Annotated in this window: 20 protein-coding genes; 11 read left to right on the top strand and 9 right to left on the bottom strand. The window is 40.7% G+C overall.

The window, feature by feature from the left end:
* Positions 1-165: 165 nt before the first annotated feature.
* From MYF79_RS24245 to MYF79_RS24255, 3 genes are all read left to right on the top strand, one after another.
* Entirely contained in the window at positions 166-3,480 is a 3,315-nt protein-coding gene (locus MYF79_RS24245) for a TonB-dependent receptor (protein WP_247810408.1), read from the top strand.
* 14 nt (positions 3,481-3,494) lie between these two features.
* Positions 3,495-4,919 (top strand): RagB/SusD family nutrient uptake outer membrane protein, encoded by a 1,425-nt coding sequence (locus MYF79_RS24250; protein ID WP_247810409.1) that lies wholly within the window; start codon positions 3,495-3,497, stop codon positions 4,917-4,919.
* A gap of 61 nt (positions 4,920-4,980) precedes the next feature.
* Positions 4,981-6,465 (top strand): TlpA family protein disulfide reductase, encoded by a 1,485-nt coding sequence (locus MYF79_RS24255; RefSeq protein WP_247810410.1) that lies wholly within the window; start codon positions 4,981-4,983, stop codon positions 6,463-6,465.
* A 156-nt stretch (positions 6,466-6,621) separates the two neighbouring features.
* Here the strand turns inward: MYF79_RS24255 and MYF79_RS24260 are convergent, their stop codons facing one another.
* The 4 genes from MYF79_RS24260 to MYF79_RS24275 all read right to left on the bottom strand — a co-directional run bounded on the left by MYF79_RS24260 (position 6,622) and on the right by MYF79_RS24275 (position 12,087).
* A complete protein-coding gene (locus tag MYF79_RS24260) occupies positions 6,622-8,730 on the bottom strand; it encodes a lanthionine synthetase LanC family protein (protein WP_247810411.1) in 2,109 nt (702 codons plus the stop codon).
* An 80-nt stretch (positions 8,731-8,810) separates the two neighbouring features.
* Positions 8,811-9,338 carry a hypothetical protein gene (locus MYF79_RS24265; protein ID WP_247810412.1) on the bottom strand — a complete coding sequence of 176 codons (528 nt, stop codon included), beginning with the start codon at positions 9,336-9,338 and terminating at the stop codon, positions 8,811-8,813.
* Positions 9,339-9,341: 3 nt separating this feature from the next.
* Entirely contained in the window at positions 9,342-10,628 is a 1,287-nt protein-coding gene (locus tag MYF79_RS24270) for a DUF4221 family protein (RefSeq protein WP_247810413.1), read from the bottom strand.
* Between the two features lie 817 nt (positions 10,629-11,445).
* Positions 11,446-12,087: a hypothetical protein gene (locus tag MYF79_RS24275; protein ID WP_247810414.1), complete on the bottom strand. Its 642-nt coding sequence runs from the start codon at positions 12,085-12,087 to the stop codon at positions 11,446-11,448.
* Between the two features lie 346 nt (positions 12,088-12,433).
* Here MYF79_RS24275 and MYF79_RS24280 point away from each other — a divergent pair, with 346 nt between their 5' ends.
* The 7 genes from MYF79_RS24280 to MYF79_RS24310 all read left to right on the top strand — a co-directional run bounded on the left by MYF79_RS24280 (position 12,434) and on the right by MYF79_RS24310 (position 20,622).
* Positions 12,434-12,721 carry a hypothetical protein gene (locus MYF79_RS24280; protein ID WP_247810415.1) on the top strand — a complete coding sequence of 96 codons (288 nt, stop codon included), beginning with the start codon at positions 12,434-12,436 and terminating at the stop codon, positions 12,719-12,721.
* A 383-nt stretch (positions 12,722-13,104) separates the two neighbouring features.
* On the top strand, positions 13,105-13,725 hold the full coding sequence (locus MYF79_RS24285) for a hypothetical protein (RefSeq protein ID WP_247810416.1): 621 nt from the start codon (positions 13,105-13,107) through the stop codon (positions 13,723-13,725).
* Positions 13,726-14,385: 660 nt separating this feature from the next.
* A complete protein-coding gene (locus MYF79_RS24290) occupies positions 14,386-15,039 on the top strand; it encodes a hypothetical protein (protein ID WP_247810417.1) in 654 nt (217 codons plus the stop codon).
* Between the two features lie 28 nt (positions 15,040-15,067).
* Positions 15,068-15,946 carry a DNA cytosine methyltransferase gene (locus MYF79_RS24295; protein ID WP_247810418.1) on the top strand — a complete coding sequence of 293 codons (879 nt, stop codon included), beginning with the start codon at positions 15,068-15,070 and terminating at the stop codon, positions 15,944-15,946.
* A 228-nt stretch (positions 15,947-16,174) separates the two neighbouring features.
* On the top strand, positions 16,175-17,461 hold the full coding sequence (locus MYF79_RS24300) for a hypothetical protein (protein WP_247810419.1): 1,287 nt from the start codon (positions 16,175-16,177) through the stop codon (positions 17,459-17,461).
* Between the two features lie 254 nt (positions 17,462-17,715).
* A complete protein-coding gene (locus MYF79_RS24305; protein WP_247810420.1) occupies positions 17,716-18,954 on the top strand; it encodes a helix-turn-helix domain-containing protein in 1,239 nt (412 codons plus the stop codon).
* Positions 18,955-19,782: 828 nt separating this feature from the next.
* A complete protein-coding gene (locus tag MYF79_RS24310; protein WP_247810421.1) occupies positions 19,783-20,622 on the top strand; it encodes an alpha/beta fold hydrolase in 840 nt (279 codons plus the stop codon).
* Between the two features lie 460 nt (positions 20,623-21,082).
* Here the strand turns inward: MYF79_RS24310 and MYF79_RS24315 are convergent, their stop codons facing one another.
* From MYF79_RS24315 to MYF79_RS24325, 3 genes are all read right to left on the bottom strand, one after another.
* On the bottom strand, positions 21,083-21,619 hold the full coding sequence (locus tag MYF79_RS24315; protein WP_247810422.1) for a peroxiredoxin-like family protein: 537 nt from the start codon (positions 21,617-21,619) through the stop codon (positions 21,083-21,085).
* A 224-nt stretch (positions 21,620-21,843) separates the two neighbouring features.
* Complete coding sequence (locus MYF79_RS24320) at positions 21,844-22,410, bottom strand: sigma-70 family RNA polymerase sigma factor (protein ID WP_247810423.1); 567 nt, start codon at positions 22,408-22,410, stop codon at positions 21,844-21,846.
* Positions 22,411-22,923: 513 nt separating this feature from the next.
* On the bottom strand, positions 22,924-23,346 hold the full coding sequence (locus MYF79_RS24325) for a hypothetical protein (protein ID WP_247810424.1): 423 nt from the start codon (positions 23,344-23,346) through the stop codon (positions 22,924-22,926).
* 251 nt (positions 23,347-23,597) lie between these two features.
* Here MYF79_RS24325 and MYF79_RS24330 point away from each other — a divergent pair, with 251 nt between their 5' ends.
* Positions 23,598-24,317, top strand: a complete 720-nt coding sequence (locus tag MYF79_RS24330; protein ID WP_247810425.1) for a class I SAM-dependent methyltransferase — start codon at positions 23,598-23,600, stop codon at positions 24,315-24,317.
* Positions 24,318-24,358: 41 nt separating this feature from the next.
* On the opposite strand, the gene MYF79_RS24335 is transcribed toward MYF79_RS24330, so the two are convergent.
* A complete protein-coding gene (locus MYF79_RS24335) occupies positions 24,359-24,586 on the bottom strand; it encodes a helix-turn-helix transcriptional regulator (protein WP_317233084.1) in 228 nt (75 codons plus the stop codon).
* A 3-nt stretch (positions 24,587-24,589) separates the two neighbouring features.
* Positions 24,590-25,069 carry a DUF2975 domain-containing protein gene (locus tag MYF79_RS24340; protein ID WP_247810427.1) on the bottom strand — a complete coding sequence of 160 codons (480 nt, stop codon included), beginning with the start codon at positions 25,067-25,069 and terminating at the stop codon, positions 24,590-24,592.
* Between the last annotated feature and the right edge of the window lie 136 nt (positions 25,070-25,205).

Genomic DNA, 25,205 nt, shown 5'->3' on the forward strand with positions numbered 1-25,205 from the left:
AGTTTATTCGAAAAAACAGTTTTATCGATTGTCACGGGGACGTTCATTATTTATCAGCAAACCAACACCAAAAATCAACTATCACTTATGAGTAGGATTCTAAGCGGGCACCCTGCGTTCAACAGGTTAGTCATGTGCCTATTGCTATTGCACATTGGCATTTTTATGCAAGCTCAATCTGCCAGGGCCGGCAAAAAGGTAACTATCATCGCGAACAACACGCCTTTGCGGGAAATTCTAATGTCTGTAACTCAACAAACCGGTTTTGAGTTTGTATACCTGAATGAGGATATAAACGAACATGAAAAGGTTACAGGACGGTTTATCAATCAGGAAATTGATGAGTTTCTCGCAAAGCTATTTTCTGGTAAAGGTTTAAGTATCAGCTATAGAGGCAATGCTATTACTATCAGAAAGAAAAGCGATCGTCCGGTTGTCAATACCAGCACGCCACCAGGCGACTCCAGTACCATAGGTACCTTCTCTGTTTCCGGGAGAATAACAGATGGTAATGGTAATGCACTACCCGGTGCCACTATCATGGTCAAAGGTGCGCGGCGAGGTGTCTCTGCTGACGATCAGGGACAATTCGCATTTGCCGCTATTCCGAAAAATGCAACTCTTACCGTTTCACTTATTGGTTATGAACCTAAAGAAGTGATTCTGACGGGTAACGCTTACGTAAGTGTGAAACTGAAACCAGTCATTGGAGACCTGGATGAAGCGATCGTTGTCGCTTACGGAACAACCTCCAAATCAAAAAATACTGGCGCAGTCACCGTTGTCAAGGGCAGCACGATCCGCGACATGCCGAACCAATCATTTGATAGATCGCTTCAGGGACAGGTGCCCGGACTTCTGGTAACTACAGGTAATGGTCAGCCAGGCGGTGGTGTCAGCAATTTTGTGCTGCGTGGTATAGGGACCGGAACGTCGGCAGCAGGGGGCAGTACAGTAAGACAGCCTTTAATCGTTGTAGACGGTGTTCCGTTAACAGATGCAGGGTTTATTAATTTCCGCATTAGCGATGGTGCAAATCCAATATCCAATCCATTATCGCAAATTAATACGGCAGACATCGAATCCATTTCTGTGTTAAAAGATGCCTCCGCGATCGCGCTGTACGGCTCAAAAGCGAGCAATGGCGTAATATTAATTACCACGAAAAAGGGAAAAGTTGGGGATGCTAAGATTAACTTCAGTTCTCGTGTTGATATTGCTTCTCCGGTTACCCATAAAAATAGCGTGCTGACAACGGACGAATATTTGGGGCTGCTGTATGAGTCTTACAAAAACTCCAATCCTACCCAGTGGACAGATGAGGCTATAGACAAGGATTTAAAGGCTAAGTTTCCTACAGTAACCAATAACCAGGGGCAAACTGCATTCTATGAACCGCAAGACTGGTTTGACGGCTTATACAAGAGTCCTGTAGCGACTACTTCAAATAACCTGTCTCTATCCGGTGGAAGTGATAAAAGTACCTATTATCTTAATCTGGAGGTAACTAACCAAAATGGTGTTGTCAAGAATTCCAGCTTTGACAGATATTCGTTAAGGTACAACATGACCAATCAAGCCAGAAATTGGCTAAAGGTCGGCTTAAATTCAACCTTCTCATATACCAAGCAGGATTATCCAACCTTCGACGACAATGTTCAAACCCCTACCGGCTTCGCATACGTTGCGCCACCTCTGGATCCAATTCGACTGTCTACTGGTAAGTACTATCTTCAACCCTTCTATCATCCGGCAGTAAAGTATTTCAATAATCCTGTTGCTCAATTGGATTATAATAAATATAATATTAAAGCGTATCGTACCATAGGCAATTTATTCGCAGAGGCCATGTTGAACAAAAATTTGCGGGTACGAACAGATGTTGGTGGTGATGTGATGTTTTCGTTCAATAACGAGAAGCTTGATCCACGGTTCTACATAAGTTCAATGCCTCCTGGTATTGGGCAAATAACATCCTACAATTTGTTAAGAACCCGAGTAATCAATACAAACAGCATCACCTATCAGCAGCTGTTTAATGAACACAGTGTAAGCGTACTTGTTGCACAGGAATCGCAATTAGAATACCAACGTAATCAACTAGCCATACGCCAGGGCATCCCGAGCGTTGATCTGGACGATCTGTCGGCGGCAACAACGTTAATAGATGGCAGTGGCGTGAGTAACAAAGTAACATTAATGTCCTATTTCGGACAGTTAAATTACAGCTATAAAAACAAGTTGAACGCTACAGTGTCTGCAAGGAGAGATGGGTCTTCTAAATTTGGTCCCAACAATAGGTATGGTAACTACTGGTCAACAGGTGCTGGTTGGGTGGTATCCAATGAACATTTTATGAACAGGCTTTCCAAGGTAATAAATTTATTAAAGCTGAGGGCGAGTGTAGGAACAGCAGGAAATTCAGCAACGATTTTGAATACTACCAGGTACGATCTGTTGCAATTTGCTACCGATAATGGGGTGACCTATGCCACTTTGAACGACGTTGCAGGCAATAGGGATATAAAGTGGGAAAAAGTTTTCAATAAAGATGTAGGCCTGGAGTTTAGCCTTTTTGACCGATTGAATGGTACTGTTGACTTGTACGAAAGAAGCATATCAGACCTTCTGTATGCTGTTAATCTGTATGCTACCTCGGGTTACAATAGCGTCATAGACAACATCGGAAAGATGAGCAACAAGGGTATAGAAGTGGGGTTGTCCGTAGATGTTATCAAGAGCAAGGATTTTTCCTGGCGACTGGCAGGCAACTGGAGTACCAACAAAAACAAGCTGGTGAAGGCGAACCAGGCGCTGGCTGTCAACGGCAAGCTGATTGACAAGGAGGGCGAAAATTATAACTCCTTTTATCTGGTTAGATGGGCTGGCGTCAATCCAGATAATGGCAAACCAACATGGTATGACATTTCAGGCAAAGTAACGGAGACCTATTCCCTTAATGACAGGGTAATCGTCGGTAAACCGCAGCCAGATGGGTTCGGCAGCCTGTCAACGACCATCGACTACAAGCGGTTCCAGTTATCTTCACTGGCTGTGTACCAGTATGGATTCCAGGTATTCGATGTTTCCGGCGTTACATTGTTAAATGATGGCGTCACCTTTTCCTATATCAATCAATCTAAGAAGGCGCTTGACAGATGGCAAAAGCCTGGCGACATTGCCATGAATCCAAGACGGGTGCTAAACAATGTTGATGGAGGCAATAGAAATTCCACAAGGTACTTGTATGATGGCGACTTCATTCGCCTGAAGAATATATCACTCAGCTACGCTTTCGGAGAGCAGCTGCTTTCAAAACTTAAAGTTAGGCAGCTAAGGGTATATGCCAATGCATATAATGTCGCATTATGGACCAAATACAAGGGCCTGGATCCGGAAAACGTTGGCGCTCTGGGTGATGGTAACGCATCTTACCCTCAAAGCCGGTCCTATTCTTTGGGATTAGATCTTACATTTTAAACCTGAAATATTTTATGGCACGTATATATATATTCATTTTTATTGGAGTAATAGTTTTCTGCTCGGGATGTAAAAAAGGTTTCCTTGACGTTACACCTTCCAATCAAGTAGAATCCGGGAAATATATTAGCAACTTGGCTGCCTGTGAAACCGTTTTAAACGGTGCATATGTGGAGCTGAAAACCAGGTTCTACACGGGATATGCATTCATCTATGGGGAGCTTGTAGCAGACAATATGAAGCCTATTATTAGCGGCACTCCTCTTACTTCACACTATGCCTGGCGGCAGATTGCAGATGAAACCAATAGTTATCAAATGAGCAGCAGTAGCAGCAATTTAAATCCTTTCTGGATTTCCGGCTACCATATGCTGCGCGAAGTCGCATTGGTTTTAGAAAACGTAGATCGGTTTAAACAGGAAGATAGTGTGAAAGCGAATAATTTAAAAGGGCAGGCGCTGGCATTACGTGCACTTGCTCACCTGCAGTTGTTAAATTATTTTAGTCAGCAGTACAATTATTCCGCAGACGCCTCCCACGCCGGCATACCGTATGTGACAGCTTCAGACTGGAACACAGAGTATACCAGAAATACTGTGTCCGACAACTATAAGCAAATATTAAATGACCTGCAGATAGCGCTAACATTGTTACCTGCCAATGTCCTTTCGAATCAGGTCCTTACCAAGACGGCGGTCCAGGCATTAATAGCACGTGTCTATCTTAACAAAGGTGAGTATGCACTGGCAAAAGACATGGCGGTATCTGTATTAACTAAAGTCCCCTTGATGGTTACGGGTTATCCGGAAAATTTATTTACAAATAAAGAGTCAGAGGCCATATTTCAGCTGTCACCGCCACTAACTGAACTGGATCAAAGAGTTGCTTTTCCGGGATATTACTTTCGGGAGTCATTCAAGTACTACGGAGCGACCAAAGATATAGCGCTGCTGCTCACTCAATACCCTACCGATATTCGCAGAGCCTGGGTAAAGGATACCGCCGGCGCCTGGGAAATACGCAAATATCCGACAGGTATTGTTGCCAATTCCAAGTTTCCCACCACCTCCTATTACCAGACTCTGATACGCTCATCCGAAATGTATTTGATTGCAGCGGAAGCTTTCGCTCAAAACAGTATGAAGGACAGTTCGCTGTATTATCTTAACGCTATTCGGGTAAGGGCATATGGTGTAAATAGTGCTATAGATGTTTCAGGCGGCGCTTTGCTGGACTCAATATATATGGAGAGACGAAAAGAACTCTGCTTCGAGGGGAATCGTTTATATGATCTCTCACGACAGAAAAAAGCGATAAAAAGGGCCGATGTCGCTGACAACGTTGGCCCGGAACTACTCTATCCTAATGACAGATATATAGCACCCATTCCTCTTTCAGATGTGCTTGTAAAAGGTCTGAATCAGAATAAGGACTATTAGGGGTTACTCATACTCTTGCCGCCTACTAAAATGTGAATGTTATATGAAATGTGAATGTTATATGAAATATACAATCTTAGTCCGATTTGTCAATGTTATTTTCCTGGCGATGGCTGCGCTCTATCCGGCCTCGTTTGCTCATGGGCAATTTCCGGATACTTCCGGCACTTTTACCCTCCATGGTACTTTTGAGGGCACCAGGTCGATAGACAGCATCTCAATTGTTGTTTTACAGGATATAAGTAACCCTGATGCGCAACATACTTACAAGGTGCCTGTCACTAACAATGAGTTTAGGCTGACAACAACATTAAACCAACCTGCGCGTTTTTGGATTCGGGATTTCATGCGATTCGATTATTTTGTCGAACCTAATGACGACTTATCAGTTGTTATCAAAGGACGTAATGATAGTTGTATTTTCAGCGGACGAGGTGCTTCCAAACTTATTATGCTTCAAGGTATGCAGCATGAGTTCAAAAATAAGCCTAAGCCGTCTGCTGCAACTTCTTCCAATTACTTAGATTATTATCTGAAGTTATCCGGTTGGACCGATACAGCCGTTGGTGTAATGAACGATTACTTATCGAGGTTTAAAACCACGGTATCGCCGACAGCGCTGGAGATAAGCCGTATCATGGTAAAGTTTCATTTAGAGGAGGCAAGGTTCCAGACAATGCAAATGTTAGTCGTTAAAGCGCCCTCTTTGAGTATGTCGACTAACGACCTGATAAGGATATTCGATACCACCATCAACATCAATGAAATTTTCCAACTGCCGGTGACCGATTACATGGCCAGCATGGGTTTGCTCAGTCACGCCCGGCAGATCATTGAGTTATCATCCTGGCGCAGTATAGACTTTGCCAAACAGTCATCTATGTTCCCTGAGATTCAATATAAGCTGGCGAAGTCCAAATATAGTGGCTTGGCCAGGGACATTGTTACCGCAAAGCTGATCAAAGTATTACTTCGCCATGATGGGACCTCTGAGTCGGTCATGTATTGCGTAAATGACTTTTTGAACAACGCCTCAAACGCATATCTCAAGGAAACCGTTAAGAAAGATCTGGGGCAGGCCAGGCGTATCGCTATTGGTCAATCAGCGCCTTCTTTTAAGCTCTACGATGCGCGAAACAGGCTTATTACTGATAAAGATTTTAAGAATAAGGTCATTGTAATGGATTTTTGGTTCACTGGTTGTATTCCATGCTCCCGCCTGGTGCCCGTGATCAGGGAGATCGAACATCGCTTTAAAAACGACACTGGTGTCGTTTTTATAAATGTTTCCGTTGACACAGATAAGAAAAAGTGGCTGAATAGTCTAAAAGAGGGAAGATTTACAACAGGAAGTGGCATTTCACTCAACGCGACCGGTGAGCATGCTTCTGATATCGTCAAAGATTATTCTGTGCAGGGATTTCCGAAACTGGTGTTAATAGACAAGAAAGGAAGGATATTGAGTTCAATGCCCCCGGACGAAAAGCCTCGTGCAGGTGAAATCGACGATATTTCGGGTGTAATTTCAAACGCATTATATGACTAACGCCGTCGGTAACTACGCAAATGATATTACCGTCCTGTAGGGTTTGGTTACATGAAGACAGTGCCCTTTTCGGCTTATGCTTCAGGCTGTAGCGATGGACAGCTTGTTACTCAGCTGGGAAGGGCACTTCTCGTACTATTCCAGGAATTTAAGGACTTACAACAGGAAAGGAAAGCTAAATGAATAAGGGGCGCTATAGCGGATTAGAAAATGTATGATGCCTGCATTGCCGGAGGTAAAGCTGGCAATGGGTTTGGGCTCTTTTTCTATAAGCCAGTACGTGCCAGATTGAGCGCTTGATTTTTTAAGACAAAGTAAGTGTTGAACAATCTCTTTTGCCCGTTCCAGCCATTCAGGATCCCTGAACACTTTATATGCCTCTAAATATACCTCCCCCAAACCGGTGAGGCCATAGGAGTGACTTAGATTATTATGTATGATGTTTCGGTCAAAATATTGCAACGCTTTGTAAGCCAGGTCGCGGTAGTAAGAGTCTCCTAAAACCTCAAATGCTTTTATGTAGGTCAGGGCTATGCCACAACCGCCATTATATAACCACTCATTATACCGAGACACAGACCAATCGCTCCAGAATAACGAATTTCCCTGTCTATGTGCCCTTGACTGTAGCCAATGCAACCCTTTCCTGATTGCCGGTATTAATTTGGGGTTCTCACTAATTTTAAGGTAGCGTATCAACGCCAGTAGTATACCGGCCGTCCCGGTAAATAGAGATATGGACGTTTTTTGCCCATTGAGTCCTTTCCAGCTGCCGTTTTTATTTTGACTGTCGAGTATACTTTGTATGCATCGGTCCAGCTCTTCATTTATATTTTCGTCTGCATGATCTTCGACCAGCGTTAGCAGTGCGAGTACCTTTCCTGCCAGGCCTCCTTTTATTTCCTGCGTACTGGCAGCCTTTGATACCAGGACTGCCATCACGCTGTCGTATTCCTCCCGTGTAGCTAATGGGATCACTTTTGATACATAATGTAAGGCCATAGCGATGCCATGACTCCCCGAATAGAGTCCAGGCCTTATTCTATTAGGATCTTCCAAATATGTCTTCAAAAGGCTCCAGGTCCTGGAGGCCAGGCTATCAAAAGCGTCCACCCTGAAGTGTGCTTGCCGGGCAACAGACAGCAGATATAGCACGCCTGCCGCGCCGTTATGTATTTCACAGCGATATTGGCGGGGATTGACTTTCTCGTTGGGACTATTATTTTCGAATGAAAACCACCCATGGTCATCAGCCATTAACGGCGAGCAGACTGCATCAATGGCACTTTGAATAATTGTTCCAAGGGCATCATCCGAAGCTGCCATTATCGATGAGGACTGTCGTTTCATTCCTTGGTCCCTGAGGCGTGTCTTAAAGGCGCTCAAGGCATCCTTTATTACTTCAAGTGAAGGCCTGTTATCCGGGTCATCATCGAAACATCGCAAAAGCATATTTGAGAGCGCATCGTCTCCAATAAAATGATCCAGCTTGCTTTTGGTGATAAGCTGGTCCTTTTCGACAATTTTATAAGGGTCGATGCCGGTCAGCAACCTTATAATAAGTGCTCCCATTGCAAAAATATCTTCTTTAAAGGTAGGCGTCTGCTTATTGAGTTGTTCCGGCGACATATAACCTAATGTACCAAGCTCAAAAGGCGGCGTTGGGAACTGCCTATTTATCGAGTAGGAAAGTTCAGGATCAATTAATACGACCTTTTTGGCGCGAGTAACTATGAAATTACTTGCTGTTATATCCCGGTGAACATAACCGTGCTCATGCAGCCTGCTTATGCTCGAAATGATGTCTTTTAAGTAATCTAACATTTGTAAGCCAGGGTACCGCCCGCGTAATAGTGAAGTATGTATCGCCTTATTGTTTTCTTCAAATTCCCGCTCTATAGTTTTGCCCTTTATATACTCCATGGGCAGATATAAGTTACCGTTAACCCGTAATTCCTGCCTAATCCTGGGAACTGGCACTAATGGCTTAAATTCCTTCAGTAAATTAGCTTGCCATAGTAGTCGGTCTATATTATTTCTGCCTGCAGCATCCAGATTGTGGCTGGCGTTCGCTTCCTTCAAAATACATATCCCCCAATCAAAAATACCTTTGATATAAAGACATTTATAGACAGACCCTTTCCTATCTTCCTTAATGATGCTAAGAACTAAGTATGTTTGATCTACCAGGCTCCATTTCTTCAATACATTGTTTGTTGCCATGCTTGGCTTCTCAACGGTTGCGGAAATTGGTTGAGTTGTCATGCCTTAAAAATTTTACGTACTATCTTGTTTGTTACCTGTATTTGGGAATAAGTGTACCCAGGTCTCAACCATGGATACTCCTATTCAAAAAATAACTGTAAATCCTCTTTGACTGTTATTGAATTGGATGTGACTCGTTTATAGGCTTTTCTATCATAACAATAATATGCGGTGGGACGTATGTATACCAATTGCTCTTTGAAGGCGACATTCTGATGATCCAGGATTATCCTGTCATCAGTTGGATCCTGCATATTCCTGGATGTGAAGTAGGCTTTAATAGTCTTGAGACCATTGGCCGATATAATTGCAAAATGTCCCTTTTTAAATTTACTTCTATGCTCCAGTACCGAATCTATCGCTTTATCCCGACATGCATCGCAGGCGGCGTCAATCGGTATGATGAGAATCGCGATAGAGTCGCCTATCTCATCGGGTTTTATTTTTCCATCCAACAGTGTCGCAATGTTTTTGAATAATGAATCCTGTTGGTGTTGATCACCAATCGCTTCAGTGCTTTTTTTCCTCGGATCTTTCTTTTCGTAATCCTGCTGGCGGATACAACTGGCAAACAGTATGCAAATCAGTAAAATCAATTTATTGCTCATTGTCTATTGTTTGTATACTAATTTTGAAAAGTATATGGTATCCTCGTTTACCGAGGTTTCAATTTTGGCATATATGCCATCATTTGTAGTAAATAATGTATAAAGGTTTAAACTATCCGGCACTTCAGTTTCTCCAATAATTTTAAAGTCCTTATCCAGTATGACAAGGCTACTCTTTTTGTTGAAGATCTTTTGATCATACTTATCCTTGGTAAGCTTTTGTTCAGCTACTCTCAGGTATCTATTCGAATAACTATCAAAATAGACGGGACCATATGAATCCCGGAAATATCTTCCTAATGATTGTTTGTCGCTATTGCTGTACTCTTCTTTTGTAAAAGGTGGAATTGCTTCAGTAATGTACTGGCTACCGCCGAAATAGGCTGTTTGGCGATCATCTAATTTTGTCACATAGAGATTGGAGTCTGCAGGCAGGCTAAAAACGAATCGCGAAGAGTCGTTATTATAGCAATAGTAAGTTGTCAGGTAACGTCTCGCATATACGTTCTCTTTGAAAAAGGGAGGAAGGGAGTAAGCTAATTCAGCCTTTTTCCTGGTCCAATCGAGGATGAACATGCGTTTCCATTTTCTTAATTCCTTCTGTTTGCGCATATCCAGATACGGATAGGCCGCAAAGAACATGGAATCGCTTTTAAAGACTGGCGGCGAGAATCCATTGAAATCGCTTAGTGCTGCGTAGGGTTTAGAGGGAAGTTTTATTCTTTGCTTTACCCTACCTGTACTGTCTATCATATACACGTCAAGTAAGGTATTCAGATAGATGCTGTCAAAGCTTTTTACAAATACGGTAATCTTGGCTAACCGGGATTTATTTTCTTTGATGTTTCTGGTACTTATCTGTGATACCAGTGCGCGCCGATTTACATCATATATATTTATTCTATTTGTCAACTTATCTATGAAGGCCAGGAATAAAGTGCCTTTCTGTTGAAATACGCTGTAAGAGGAAAAGTTTGGTTTGGTCAGGGAATCCAGCGGCAGCTTTAAGACATCGCCTGTGACTTCCAGACGTATGTTATGGTACTCCGGTTTACTATAATGGTAATCGGTTACCATATGATCTGTTCCTTCATTACATGATTGGCATATGGATATATTGATCAACAATATCAAGGCTAAAGAAATGGATCTGACAAGACTACTGGGTATTTTCATTTGAACGCGTGATTTTATGATTTCATAAGCAATTGCTAGATAACCTGTCGAAGGTGTGCCCGCGGAGTTTCTATCAATCATTTCCCGTTGATAGAAGCTACTTTCGGAGCTCATGCTACTATCCATTATCAACTCACAATTGCACGTCAAATTTGCTCCTGTGATTCGTCTGAGATAATGATCCGGAAGATTCGTTAGTTAAGTTAACACCACTGATGGCCGGTAGGTGATACATAGCGCGCAAACTCACAAAAGTATCTATGGGGCTCAGTTGACCAGGCTTGTTAATTGCTGCACCTGTTTAACGGTATTTATGTTTAGTCTTCGTGTGGTGATGATACGCTGCCTTATACAAATGGAAAAACGCTCATCGGGTTTGAGACGTTGAGTTAACTACACTTCTGATTTCATTTAATGAGTCCAACGTATATTATTGCCCCACCATAAGGTGGGGCAATAAATTTTAAAATATCAACCGCAAGTATCAGGTGTTGCTGCGATAGTACAAGTTGGAGGAGCAAGGGTTACAGAACATGTCTGGGTTGCGCCTACTTGGGTACAAGTTCCATTAAAAACGAAATTTTCATCATCGTTAGAACTGTTTGCAGCTACGCTTAGGACTGGGGATGAAGCAACTGCCGCTATACCCAACAGCAGTAAGCCATAGATTTTCTGTTTCATAAGAAAGAAGAGTTAAAAAAGTTAACAAAATAATATTTAGGCTTCGACGCGTCTTTGAAGTCTTTGTAAAATTAAATGTTGAAGCTGTCGTTTTAGATCACCGAAAGAAAAAATATGCTTCTTTTTTTATTGTGTCGATCGTGATACTTTATCTTGTTACTTTAATATTCAGAGCTGGAAAAACTCTTCAATATAAAAGAAGATACTGCAAAGTCATTGCAGTGATATAGTTTTTGCGGGTTAATACCACTTAGTCTCTGTTTTGAATAGCAATTGTATTTTCATCTGAAGCGATGGAGAAAAGGATATCGACTATTCGTTCTTCGAATTGCCTTTGATTCTCCAACTTCTTTAAATCAGTGCTAATTACTTCATCCAGTGTTTTACCAAAACCTACCGGATAGTCCAGCAGCCGATATTTACCACTCTGCTTTTTTAATCTTTCAAGAAGGCGCCTGGCATTTACTATATTTTCACCAGGATCGTTCATCTCCTTTCTGGAAAACTCAATACGGCTTATTTCGTAATTTCCTGGTGTCAAGCTTAGCTTTTGAGTAGTACTTCCCCAGTAATAAATGAGCAGTTTATTTTTCGCCAGTTGTACTTCGTTTTTATCGTCTATCAGCACGTTCACTAAAGACGTATTCATTGTTTGTATCACTGTTTTCGGATTTTTCATTAAACAGATCAGGCTTAATGGTGATTTAACATATAGACTAAGCGATCGTAGCATAATTCCTTCTTTTGAATATTCATGCACTAAGATATCTATATAGGGAGAGCTTACTGAATAGGGTGCAGCAAAGTTCTTTATTTGATGACTGTAATAAATCGGAATTGCTTTGCTCGATCTAAGTCTATAGTCCGGATGTTCATGTATTTGGAATTTCATATGAATTAAGCTTATTTGTGTAGAGGCTTAACTGCAATGTTAATTATAGGTACTGCATTTTAGGTGCAGCCCAAAGAGGTTGAGAGAATCACAGCAACTATTTTGCAGTGATGTTAAATTTTTATGATGCCGATTTAATGAAACATTTATTGTTTAATTTTAATTCAACGACTAGTGAGGGTGTATTTATCTGGGAAATATTCCAATATGTTTGATGCCCCCATATGCAGCTAAAGAGAATCTTTATCATCAACCTTTATTTACACTACTGCATTATCAAGCTTGCTGGTAACCATTTATATGATGCAGTACACTGCTTGACCCTTTTTACTAAAAATGTCTCCAGATGATTATTGACATTGTGCACCGTTTACAGCGAATTGACTATTTAATAAGAATTAAAGGAACTGGAACTCCAAAAGCGTTAGCACAGAAAATCGGCGTTTCCCAACGCAGAGTATACATATATCTGGATTTAATGAAGAATTTGGGGGCGCCTATTAAGTATTCAGATACCAGACAAAGTTATTTTTACGACATGGAAGGAGCTTTCGTTATCAGATTTATCAATTTTGATAGGGATTCGATTTTCAAAGATGATCATAAAGATAAACTATTTGAAGACGGTAAATGATTTATGGCCCATGATATGTCCATGTACTTATTCCTGTGTTATTGGTGACAGAAATTAAATCAACTGAGACAAATGCAGATAAATAGGATATTCAGTTAATTATTAACTTGGTAGAAGATAGTTGTTGTGCTGTGATCTTGGAAATACTCCATTGTAGCTTTATCTGTGCATCATTTGCTTTTCGCAAAACGAAGAACGGTTTGGCCCGATCCCACGATATATGATCACACTTCAGTTGTATGTCTTACAGAAATGACTTTAAGTTTAATATCTAAACATCGAAGGCAATATCATGCGTGCCCCGCGACTGCTATTTGCTGAAAATGATTTATGCCTTTCGGCTTTCTTTAATTAATCATCTTTTCAAGGTTAATAGAATGAATTTGAAAATTGCAGCTCACCCATCAATGGGATTTAGACGTATTAACGAAGTACCCCGTTCGTGTTTAGATTTCGTTAAGCCATTTTCCAAGCCAACTTGTTATACCTGCCCGGTTTTAGACATCGTCGAACAGGAAAGAGTTTATCACGGTTTCATGGTTAGATCCATAATCTATAATGCCAGGGAGAGCGTAACCTTTTCGGGTAAAATCAGGAGAGAACGGTTTGAGTTCCAGAGTATGATGTATGGTGCAATGTATGTTGTAGTTCCTTCAGTTGCAACCTTTAATCTTGACAATTTCCATTACACCCTGATTCAAATGGATAGGCGTGAATACAGCTACACATTACAACCCGGCCAACATCATTTTTTGAGCGTAAATATCGCCAAGACCATTCTTGAGGAAAACGCATTGCTGGACGATGTTGTTGGTCATTGGCTAACCAGGTTCAATCCAGGTGCCAGCCATTTATATGGTGCACACTTTAAAATGGAACCCTTTAAGATCTTGCTGGCCGAATTACTTAACATAAACGTAAATAATAGATTAAGAGAACTCTTATTTGGTTGTCAGCTGAACGAATTATTGTTAAAAATCATTGAAGATCAGGGCCGATATTAGGTGTTCGTCGACAAAGCTGTACAAGAGCATATACTACTGCTAGTAAGACCGACACCACAGGTAACGCTCAGGATTCAAATACTGAATGATAGACGTAAGGATGTGATGTTTGTAAGATTTCGGCAGTGTCAGTTTAAAATACTTCTTTGGTTTCCTTTTGGTTCAGTAATTCTTTAATGGTCTGGTAAATCAGATAATCCTCGTCGGTCTTAACTGTTCCGAAAGAACAGCAAATCGTCCGGCAGGTCCCGTAATTGGTCAATTTTTTCTCAATAGACATTGTTGTGGCAAGCACGATCTCATAAGACATTCATCAACCGGTCTACACTCCTCTCCCCTTCCCTGGCATAAAGTCTGCCGCTTCTATTAAAACCATCCGGTGTCAGTCAGATTCCGGACCAGTTACTACTTGTGAGCATCCTTCTTTCGCAGGTGGTACGATGTGTATGGAGCTGCTGACATAATTCTAATACTCTGTGTTGTCAATCGCCATTTTTTTCGAACCTACCGGTAACTCCCATTTTTTCCATTTGGTGATTCTCATTTTTGCTATGTAAAAATCAGAAACATAAAAGCCTTACCTCATAAAGGTCTCGTGTCATTGTGGAAATCAATTAACCGTAGGCATATATGAGTGACCAGATTTCAAAATAATATTGTATGCAAATTGAATTAAAACGAATAGCGTTCTCCGAACAACTTTCAGAAGAAACATTGGCGTTTAGTGCAGACGTCTATATTAACGGGTATAAAGCCGGATATGCGTCGAATAATGGACACGGTGGCAGTACAGACTATCGTTCTTACGATGAGAAAGGCCGTTCTCTGATTAACGAAGCAGAAAAATACTGCAAATCCCTTCCTCCGGAAGTGAGTGAAGATATTGTGATCGATGGAAAACCGATGGTGACAGAAATGACGCTTGAATATTTCATCGATAACTTAATCCAAAAGCACGTTGAAAACAAAGCATTAAAAGCGTTTAACCAAAAAATCGACAAATACGCGAAGAACGGTATCGTTTATGGTATTGAAAACGTAGAATTCGGCACTGTTAAATTTGCACACCGGTCCATTGAGGAACTTTTAAATAAGCCGGAGGGGCAGGAACTGTTAAAAAGAACAATTATTAATTCGGTATTACCGGAATTGCACGCAAATCCAGGATACAAAATATTAAATAAAAACATACCCCAGGATATTATTGATTCGGCGATACTGCACGGAAAAAATGCTCAACTGATAAAGCAGAAAAAACGAGAAATTAAACCTCCCGATAAACCAGGTAAACAGAGATCTGCAAAAAGAAAATAAATAACGATAAATATGGAGACCAGCAGTTATGGTACATGGAAGCGTGTTTTCCGGGCTCGGCGGATTTGATCTCGCAGCACAGTGGATGGAATGGGACAACAAATTTTATTGTGAAATTGATCCTTTTTGCAGACGAATATTAAAATATTACTGGCCACATGCAGAAGAATACACGGACATCAAAGAGTTCAATGCAACTAAGTTTCGGGGAGTGGTTGAAATCGTCACAGGAGGGTTCCCCTGCCAACCATTCAGTATCGCAGGACAGAGAAGAGGAATGGAAGATAACCGTTACCTCTGGCCAGAGATGCTTAGAATCATTGGAGAGATTCAGCCACGTTGGATACTTGCAGAAAATGTTCCTGGCCTCCTTAATTGGAAGAAAGGATTGGTATTCAACAAAGTTCAGACTGATTTGGAGGCTGCAGGGTACGAGGTCCAACCGGTTGTACTTCCGGCTTGTGCCGTTGGAGCGCCGCATCTCAGATACCGATTATGGTTTGTTGCCTACTCCAACGAGTTCAGACAGCTGGGACATAAAAAATCCCCGAAAGGAGTCAACACTTTTGATTGGAGGCAAACATTCTCTGACTTTAATGGCGATGGGACACGCTGGACGTCTACCTACTCCGACTGCACGGGATTGGAAAGGACCGCAGGCCAGAGCATATCGTCAACAGGCGGACGATTTGAGTGGTATAGTTCGATTCCAGTATGGGATAAGTGGCCAACTCAATCCCCAGTTTGTAGCCGAGATGATGGGATTCCCCGGGAGTTGGACGGTGTTACCTTTTCTAACTGGAGAGCCCAAAGCATCCATGCTTTAGGCAATGCAATTGTTCCCCAGGTGGCTCTTCAGATTTTCAGGTCGATCGAGGAAATGAATAATAGGATCAATACCTTATGAGTCAATGCGCGTGTACTCACCCTGGAGCATTCCGGGTAATCAATAATATTTATTTATCATATAACATATTCGAGAGGTATCACCTAAAGGTCACTGCAGGCAATAATGGATACTTTTAGCCAATACAACACAATTGCGGCAAGGCGGCGCCTAGCACCTAAATAGAAAGTTCCAGGTAATTTGTTAACTTAGAAGGGATAGCTATTGTTGGTGCTAACCCTTTCGGATATGTTTTATCAAAATCGACCTGATTTATCTAATTGGATTATTCATTTCGTTCATGACAGGGATCCGTCTCTGCAACCGCAGGACTACAGCAATGAATTGTCGACGCCGACCCTCTCTGCTAATAGTTACGATTACCAGGGCAACGATATCGACAAGGTATACGGAGTTTGCGATGACGAGTTCCCACTACAACCAGACGCAGATGCCTTTTTTGTGTTACAGAAAATACTCCATTGTGGATTTATCCGTGCAGGATTTGCTTTTCGCAAAACGAAAAGGGGACTGATCGTTCCCACGATTTATGGTCCCAAACCAGCTGTTTGTTTTACCGAAATGCCATTTGGCTCCTATCTTGAATACGTAAAGGCAAGAAATAAGAACGATATTGTGTCCCCATATGCGTTTGCCATCCATCGCAGTGATTTATTTGCTGTAGGTGCCCGGCCGGTAATCTATGGATTAAGTGGTAGACACCAGGAAAATACCAATGGCAATATCTTCTACGAAAAAGGGCTGCGGACGCTCCATACAGACTGTGGCATCTCTCTCAGGGAACAATATAGGTATGTTTACACCAACCTATCAGGTTTATCGCCTATCGATTGGACGCATGAACGGGAATGGCGCTGGGCTGATACTGATGATCGTTATGAGACCCCAGGATTGCCTTTTTTACTCCAGTCGCTTTGTCACACATTCAAGGGTATGTTCATTCTTGTGCAATTTGAGGATGAAGCGGAAGAAATACAATCCCTCTTGCAATACTATTACCATAAAAAAGTCAACTACGCTAATGATGCCTACAATCTACAAACATTAGCCAATTTGCGCGTCACTTCATTAGAGTTACTAAAAAAAGAAGCTATAGACCTGCAACAGGCAAAATTTGAAGATTTTGCCCGACCGGCTATTTCCAAATCGATCCCTCAACATCAGCCTTCTTCTGAGATAATTGAACTGGTAAAATCGGAAATGGATCAGGCAATTACTATGATAGAAGAATTCGAACAAAAAATAAAAGGACAAGTAATCATAGGGGGTAAGAAGCGGGTGGATTATCCCTATTTTGTCGGTATCGTGACTGAGGAAACTTTAACACCTATCACACAAACAATGATCGATCTGGGGTATTTACAAACTTGGGAGGGAGAAGGCTATATTATTTGCACAGAGCCACTGACGTACAAAAATAAACCCAACAGTCGTTTTATAGAAGATACATTTGTGAAAATAGCCGCTTATCTAACTGAAAGATTGGGGCAAATGTTTTACTGCGTTACAACGTAATTAAAGAAGTTTTCCGCATTGGCCTTATGTTGCATGTTGCCATGTCAAAACAACGGGCAAGCACAGTATGAGCCACCTTCTGCAGCTGGCATCCTGCTTCAAGCAATAGCATTCTTGGTTGTGGTAGCTTCCCCTTGAAGCGCCTTGACTCAGGAAAGATATAGCTGCTAGGCGCCTCGGTAGCAGGCTCAACCCAACCGCCAGTTCGCTACCATTGGGTATTGTTTATAGAAATAGTTAGTAAATTTTCACATATGATATTGTTTGATAAAAAGGTTGAGGATTTTGACCAGGCTTTTATTCAGTTGTTGATCGATGATAAGGTACCGGAATCCCGTACTTTGGATTACAAATTGAAGGTGGATATCACCAGAGATGATAGTAAGGAAGAGCTTCTGAACGATATCTGCTCTTTCTATAACACTGAAGGGGGCATCATGATTTTTGGATTGGATGAACTAAGAGATGGCAAAAAAAAATTAGGTATACCAGCGATACCGGCCACCAATGCCATTGAGATAGCGGATTATCCCCAGTTTCAGTCGCGTCTACGCAGTGCCCTGCAGTCAGGTACAGATCCTTCTATTATAGGGATCCGGTTTAGTCCATTAATCAAAATTGACGGGATTTTCGTTTTTGCCGTCGGTATTCCTAAATGCAGCTCCATGTTGTCGATGGTAACTTTTAATGGAAGCCATCGTTTTTTCCGGCGAAATGAATCAGATAAATACCGGCCAAGAACTTATGAACTATTTACGGCACTGACGACTTTTGGTCACTTAAAACAGCAGATTGAACGTTATACTGAATCACGGGTACTGACCTTTCCGGCGACTTTTGCTCATGATCTGGAGGGCAGGCCGGGCGCCTTGGTCCACATTGTCCCTACCACATTTTTGGAAACAGCATCCATTCCTGCCTTCACAAGTAAAGATTTTGTCAAACAGGCCGTTGGGCTATTTCCATCCCAGGGCCGGTACATTAGTACAAAATTTGGTTATAACATTGATGGCCTTACTTTATTACATATCAACGAAGATAATGCCCCTATAAGAGGTGAGCGCGGCAGTAACCTCGACGCTTATACGGTGTTGTTACGTAATGGTGCAATAGAAAATTTTAGCTCAATCTTTGTTGCCATTAATCCAGGTTCTTCGCCTGAACTTTATTTGGAGGGGCTTGTTACCTTTATTGTAGAAACTATTAAGTCTGCCTTTAAATATTATGCCTTTGTAAAAATAGCTACTGAATTTTATGTTAGTGTTCGACTAATCAATCTTGGAGCGCATGCCCACCTTATCAAAGATTCCGGAAGCGGTGAGTTAAGACAGCCCGAGCTAAAAATGCCTATAGTTTTTATAACAGATGAAGAAACCGCTACTGGTAGTTTTTCACTATTATTCGACATCTTATGGCAGGCAATCGGCGATCGAGGATGCCCAGATTTGCTTAAAGAGAAGTATTTAAGTGCGGGATGGCTTTACAAAGAATAGAACATGTGAAATTGTGCACAGGAAATTTTACATTTGTAAAGCCGGAACAATTAGGGGCTATCCTTTTGACCGGTTATAAAGAAAAACCGTTTTAAAGCTCTTTACATGGTCTCCCACCTGCTATGCGGTGAGTAAATCCGTGAGTAGACAACAGAGATAGAAGTATATTTAATTGATAATAAGGCATTTGCTAAGGCAACTCGAATCCAGTCCACCCGACTATAAGGTGTTGAAAGCGAACAAATTAAATGATTTCAAATCTAGGTGAGTAAATCCGTGAGCCGCTCTTAGCTCATCAGTGAAGACGAGCCACCATATTGATAATCAGCAATTTATTCGAATCTTGTCATCCCGACTGGAAGAAATTAGACCGCATCGTAATGGTGCGGCTTTTTTTTGTGTTATTGCGTCCCGATTAGGATCGGGAAGGTCGCAAGAATCTTGCTGTTCCGACTGGAAATAATAATTAGACCGCAGTAGGCCACTATCGCCATAGAGCTTAAGGCACTCCGATATCGAAGGGGCCAACTGTTGAATTTCCCATATTTCTTATAAACAGGTTTGAAAATTCCAGTTGTCCCGACACTAAAAAGTCTCTGGTATTATCCAGGGACTTTTATTTTTGAACTTGCTTAAGCAGCTCTGAAAAGAGCTATTTTTTTTGCATATAATATCGCTGTTCAATATCTTTGCAATTCTTCTTCCCAATTTTGTGAATAGATAAAATGACAATAAGGTAATTCATATTCTCTCAATTATGCCTGGTTCTCGTGGAAGGACCCGATCTGGCACGTCTATACCTTATTTTTAATCATTACTAATTCAAAAATGAATACGAACGTTCAAAATGGTTACATAACCATCGATGACATTGCCATATATTATGAAGTTCAGGGAAGCGGGTACCCCCTTTTGTTAATCCCTAGTATGGGCGGAGATAGTTGGTGGTTTTACAAAATCGCCAATCACCTGAGTTGCCATTTTAAAGTAATAACATATGATATGCGTGGTTGTGGCAGAAGTATTGCCAACCAGGTTATCAATTTTGAAATCAGCAGGCATTGCGATGATATATCAGCCTTGTTGGATTCCTTAGGTGAGCAACCGGTATATATTGCCGGCTTTAGCAGTGGAAGTGTTATTGCTTGTGAGATGGCCATTCGTTATCCTTCATTAGTCAAAGCGATGTTGCTATTTGAGCCGCCAATGGTGAGAATACATCCCCGTCATAAAAAATTGCATTCAATGATAGCCGGAGTGTATCGGACAGCGTTCAGGTACGGTCCTATTATAGCAGGTTTAAAATTTGTGTGGGGGGCAGGATTGCCTTTACAGCCTTTATTAAAGGGAGGGGCAGAGCAAAAGCAATATCTTAGTCAAACAAATATTAAACCTAAGCAAATTTCACTGGCCGATCAATATCTGGAATTCGTAATTGTCACCAATTACCAGCCTAATATTGAAAAATTAAACCTTTCAGGGGTAAGAATATTTACCGGCGCAGGTAAAGACTCTTTACGCAAAAAGCGATTTTATGCGCAAACCGCTGAGTTATTAGCAGCTTCACTAAAATGTAAACTGGTAGTTTTTCCGGGCCATCACTTTTCATTTTTTCATTCAGCTGCAGATTTTGCCCAAGTGTTAAAGTCGGCTTTCCTTAATGACTAGTTAATGTTATAAGCCTTGAAACGTAATTCTAAAAAACATTTCAGGGTTTTGTTATCCGAGTCAAGCGGCTATCCCGACCCCTATAAATTCTCGATGAAGGTTTATAAATTCACCAATTACCTTTAAATCTTGAATTAACAGGTTAGATATTTGTCCAGTTGTTCCGACAAAACGTATAAAAGAGAGTAAATTCGATCAAATCTGATCATTTACTCTCTTTTGTTTTATCTAAGCGCTATATTGTTTCTTTATTTACCTACGGGGTAGCTACCGAAATTTGTAAATTTTGTCTCTGTACATTTCGTCCGGTAGTCAACAATATTTTTTATAACATCTCTCAATTTTTCATATTTCGTAGGCTTGGAAAAGAAGCCCTGTACTGAATTCACATAGGATATAATAACATTATGTTCGGATGTAGCCGTTGTCACCCAATAATTTATTCGGAAAACATGCATGATTAGTTTAAGAATAGTTTGATTTTATCAATGGGCAAATGGTCGCCAATGTATTTTCCGTAATAAGCGGTTTGTACATTTCCATTCTCGTCAATTAGAAAGTCTGCGCTTATCCGGGTTGCGTTTCCGTCTAATTCAATTTTCTTCTTGAATAAGGCTTTCCCTTCTTTCATTTTCCGCATTGCTCCATGAAACATTCCTTTCATCATTTTTCCAGCACTTCGTTCAACGTCATAAAGCTTATACAAACTTTGGTCGGGGTTAGGAATCATGGTAGCATAGAAAGTTTCGCCTTCCATATATTGTTTTATATTCTCGGCTGTGCTTTCATAAACTGCTAACACTATCAGCCCTTTTGATTTGAAGTAGGTGGCTTGTTCCTGCAATTCGTGAAACCGAAGATTACAAATGGGGCAGCCTACATTCCTATAAAATGTAAGCATTACTTTTTTGCCTTTGTAGTCGGCAAGGTTTACTGTTGCTCCATGTACATCTTTAATTGTAAATGCTGGCGCTGTTTGTGGCGGTTTAATTTTCATTGTGTCTGTTTTTATTGTAAATGATTGAGTAGTTAGAGTTAATCCTACTATTGCCAATAAAGCAAAGCCTGTCAGTCGGTAATTATTTAATAACATACTATTTTGATTCTTTTGATTGATTATATATTAATACCAATCGGTACAGAATAATCACCAACAGAAAATAAAAATGGCGAATCATTTTTTATAATTCGCCATTTCGGTCCCAGACTTTATAAAGTAGCTTACCCAAGGCTTTTAGAGCCTTTTCTTGCTTGTTCTAAGCATTTGAATTTTTGATTTTGTGCATTGTGTTTGTTTGTATATTGAAACTCCTTTGTAACAGTTTCAATATTTTTTTCATCAAAGAATATCGCCGTTAAAAGCATCTTGCATTTATGGCTTACTTTCTTAAATACATTTAATGCTCTCTTAATTTTGTTTTGATACGCTTCTACTTCTTTCTCTTCTGCTTCTTCATAATCCGTCAGGTATTTTTCATACATATTTAATTCGGTTTTCACTATTTTACTGGCATCTCGCAAACGCTTTAGCCATAAATTACTGCTGATGGCGAAAATGTATGTTTTTAAAGAAGATCTTAAATCAAAATCTTCCTTGGGAACTTTGGTTAATAACACTAGGATTGTTTCCTGAAAAATATCTTTTGCATCATCTTCACTTCCATTGTTCTTGCAAATGAAGTTTTTTACCGAGGGGTAATAAAATGTATATAGGATCTCATAGGATCTATTATCCATCATTTTTAAGCCGTTAAGTGTTTCCTGGTCGGGTTGTTTTTCGATATTCATACACTTCTTTTGCTGGTTAATACCCAAAAGGGATCAAAAATCACCCAATGGAAAAAATAACTAAGAATTATGGGGGCTTTTGTGGTTGGGGCGTCTGCCCCACAAGCTTAAACGGACCACCAGCGACCGCAGAAAAGAGCATGTTTCAATTGGTAGATCATAAAGAAAACATCTGTAACAGATATGTTGGGATTCGCTTGGCCAAGACCGGTGTATTATAAAAATATATCGCTAGAAATCAAAAATAATTAAAACCAATAGCATTTGAAGATTAATTTATGAATTTAGAATTAGCTTAATTAAGTTATTATTGAAAATTTCTTCAACTATCTTTTTGGAAGATACAGGCTCCTGTAGTGGATGTTGTTGAAAAATGTACAGGAGGTAAATTGTATGCACTATTAATTATACCTGTGTACCGGACGAGAAATAGTGCCTGATGTCAAACGCCAAAAAGGGGGCGTTACTTCGCCCCCCTTTTAACGTTAATGCAGCATAGAGATCAAATCACTATCATTCCCATCCGCAATACACCATGCAATTTGCGAGTACTTTACATATGTCTTCAAAAGATACGCCTAGTTGCATTGCGACTTCAACTGTTGGATCTAATCCCGGATAATTTCGCATGGCCTCACCGCCAACCCAATTGGCCACTTCATTAGAATAACCCATACCTTTCAAATTGTCGTAGGTCATCCTCCCCCAGCATACTCCATCACCTATCCATGCGCTGCCAAATGGAGAAACCCACCGCCGGTGAATGTCAGGACTGCTGATAGAGATTACAAAGAGCTGGCGGGCAACAACACGCTCCATCTGCAGCATGGGCACCGCTTCGGAGGAACGCTCTCCGTCGGGTAGAGGGATCGCACCCGTAAAGATAAAACAGGTAAAGAGGGCTAAAGTGGTCTTTGTCAGGAAACGTAGGGGCATAAATTGTTTTTTAATAAGGTTAAAAAATGGGATATCAGTAAATATAAATTTTTCCGGATTGCATCAGAAAATCCCATTTTGACATTTAAACATAAAAGGTGTGTTTTGCTGAGGTATTACTCAATGTCAAACAACCTGATATTTTCCACTGTCCCATTAAAATCTTATATTCATACATTAATACGATTAATTGTTAACTTGAATATAGCTTAACCCAGGTTATTTCGGCACATTTCTATAAGACTATCCACATGAAAAAACACGCTATTCTACGTAGATTACATCACTGGTATCGGGAAAGAGAATTCTGGGGCTTTAAGAATAAGCCAGTCGAACAGATCTTTTCTGACATTTATAAGAACAACACCTGGGGCGGTCCATCCGGTGAATTTTACTCCGGCGATGGTACATACAGCCCCAATATTCATTTGTACATCAATAAGGTGGTAGAAATTATTAATGCCAATAATATTAAATCAGTCCTTGACATCGGATGTGGCGATTTTGCAGTAATGTCACAGGTGGTTGACAAGGTGGATGTAAATTATACCGGCGGTGATGTCGTTAAAGATTTGATTGACCGGAATCGGCAGTGGTTTGAAGGCCCCAAGACCAAATTTATTCAGTTAAACGCCATTGAGGACGAATTGCCAAAGGCTGACCTGGTTATGATAAGGCAAGTGTTACAACACTTAAGCAACGGGCAAATTTTAAAAATATTACCCAAGTTATCGAAATTCAGGTACGTACTGATTACCGAACACGTGGTGGTCGGAGACGATGCTGTTCCGAATTATGACAAGATTCCCGGCCCACATATCAGATCAAGATCTTCGTCAGGGGTGTATATTGACTTGCCGCCGTTTAATATGAAAAATGCAAAAGTTGTACTGGAAACACGGGAAGATGAAACCTTTAAAGGCAAAATATACCCTGCCGTATTAAGAACGCATTTGATTGAAAACAAATAGCAGGCTTATCGGTGTGAACAGTTTGTAAGCCAGGCAGCTTATTAACCACTCGTTGTTTTCTCTTCTTCTTTTACATATTCCAGAATGTCACCTGGCTGGCAGTCTAATGCTTTACAAATTGCTTCTAATGTGCTAAAACGAATTGCTTTTGCTTTCCCTGTTTTCAGGATAGAAAGGTTGGACAATGTGAGATCAACCCTTTCGGAAAGTTCATTGAGAGAAAGTTTTCGCTTTGCCATCATGACGTCTAAGTTTACAATAATCGGCATCGCTTAAATTGTTAAGTCATTTTCAGATTTCATATCGATGGCGTTCTGCAATATCTTTTCGAATATTGCTGCAGCAGTGGCAACTACGGCCGAAACAAAGGTGGTTACGATACACATAGCAATAAAACCCGCAGGGTCGTCGTCTTTATTATGGAATATCCTGATGTATATTCCTGCCAGCACAATTAAAATACTTAGCACGATCGCACAATACTTTATGCTCTTTAAAGCCTTAACAGCGTTTGATGAGAATACTTTATTCTGCCCGATATATCCAAGTAATTTAAACGCCTTGTATAAGGCGACAAAAAAAGCAATGGATGCCGCATACCCATACAAGATGAAGGGGTCAGCGTAAATGCTAAACAAATCTAAGTTTGCGGCCCTTCCTTCGGTTAAGGGAACCCTGATCAAAATGGCAAGTGCGATAAGGGCGATAAGCACGACAACTCCCTGAAGAAATATTATCGAAATTCTTTTCATATGGATTTTGTGAGTTTAAGATCCTGTTGCAATAGTAATAAATATTTATCGATAAACAATAAATATTTAGTGTTTTTAAGGAAATAAAGGATGAAATAGTCCCGGTCGTTAAACTGCTACAAGTTCAATTTTGAAT

Origin of the sequence: Chitinophaga filiformis (assembly GCF_023100805.1) — a bacterium.
GTDB classification, from domain to species: domain Bacteria; phylum Bacteroidota; class Bacteroidia; order Chitinophagales; family Chitinophagaceae; genus Chitinophaga; species Chitinophaga filiformis_B.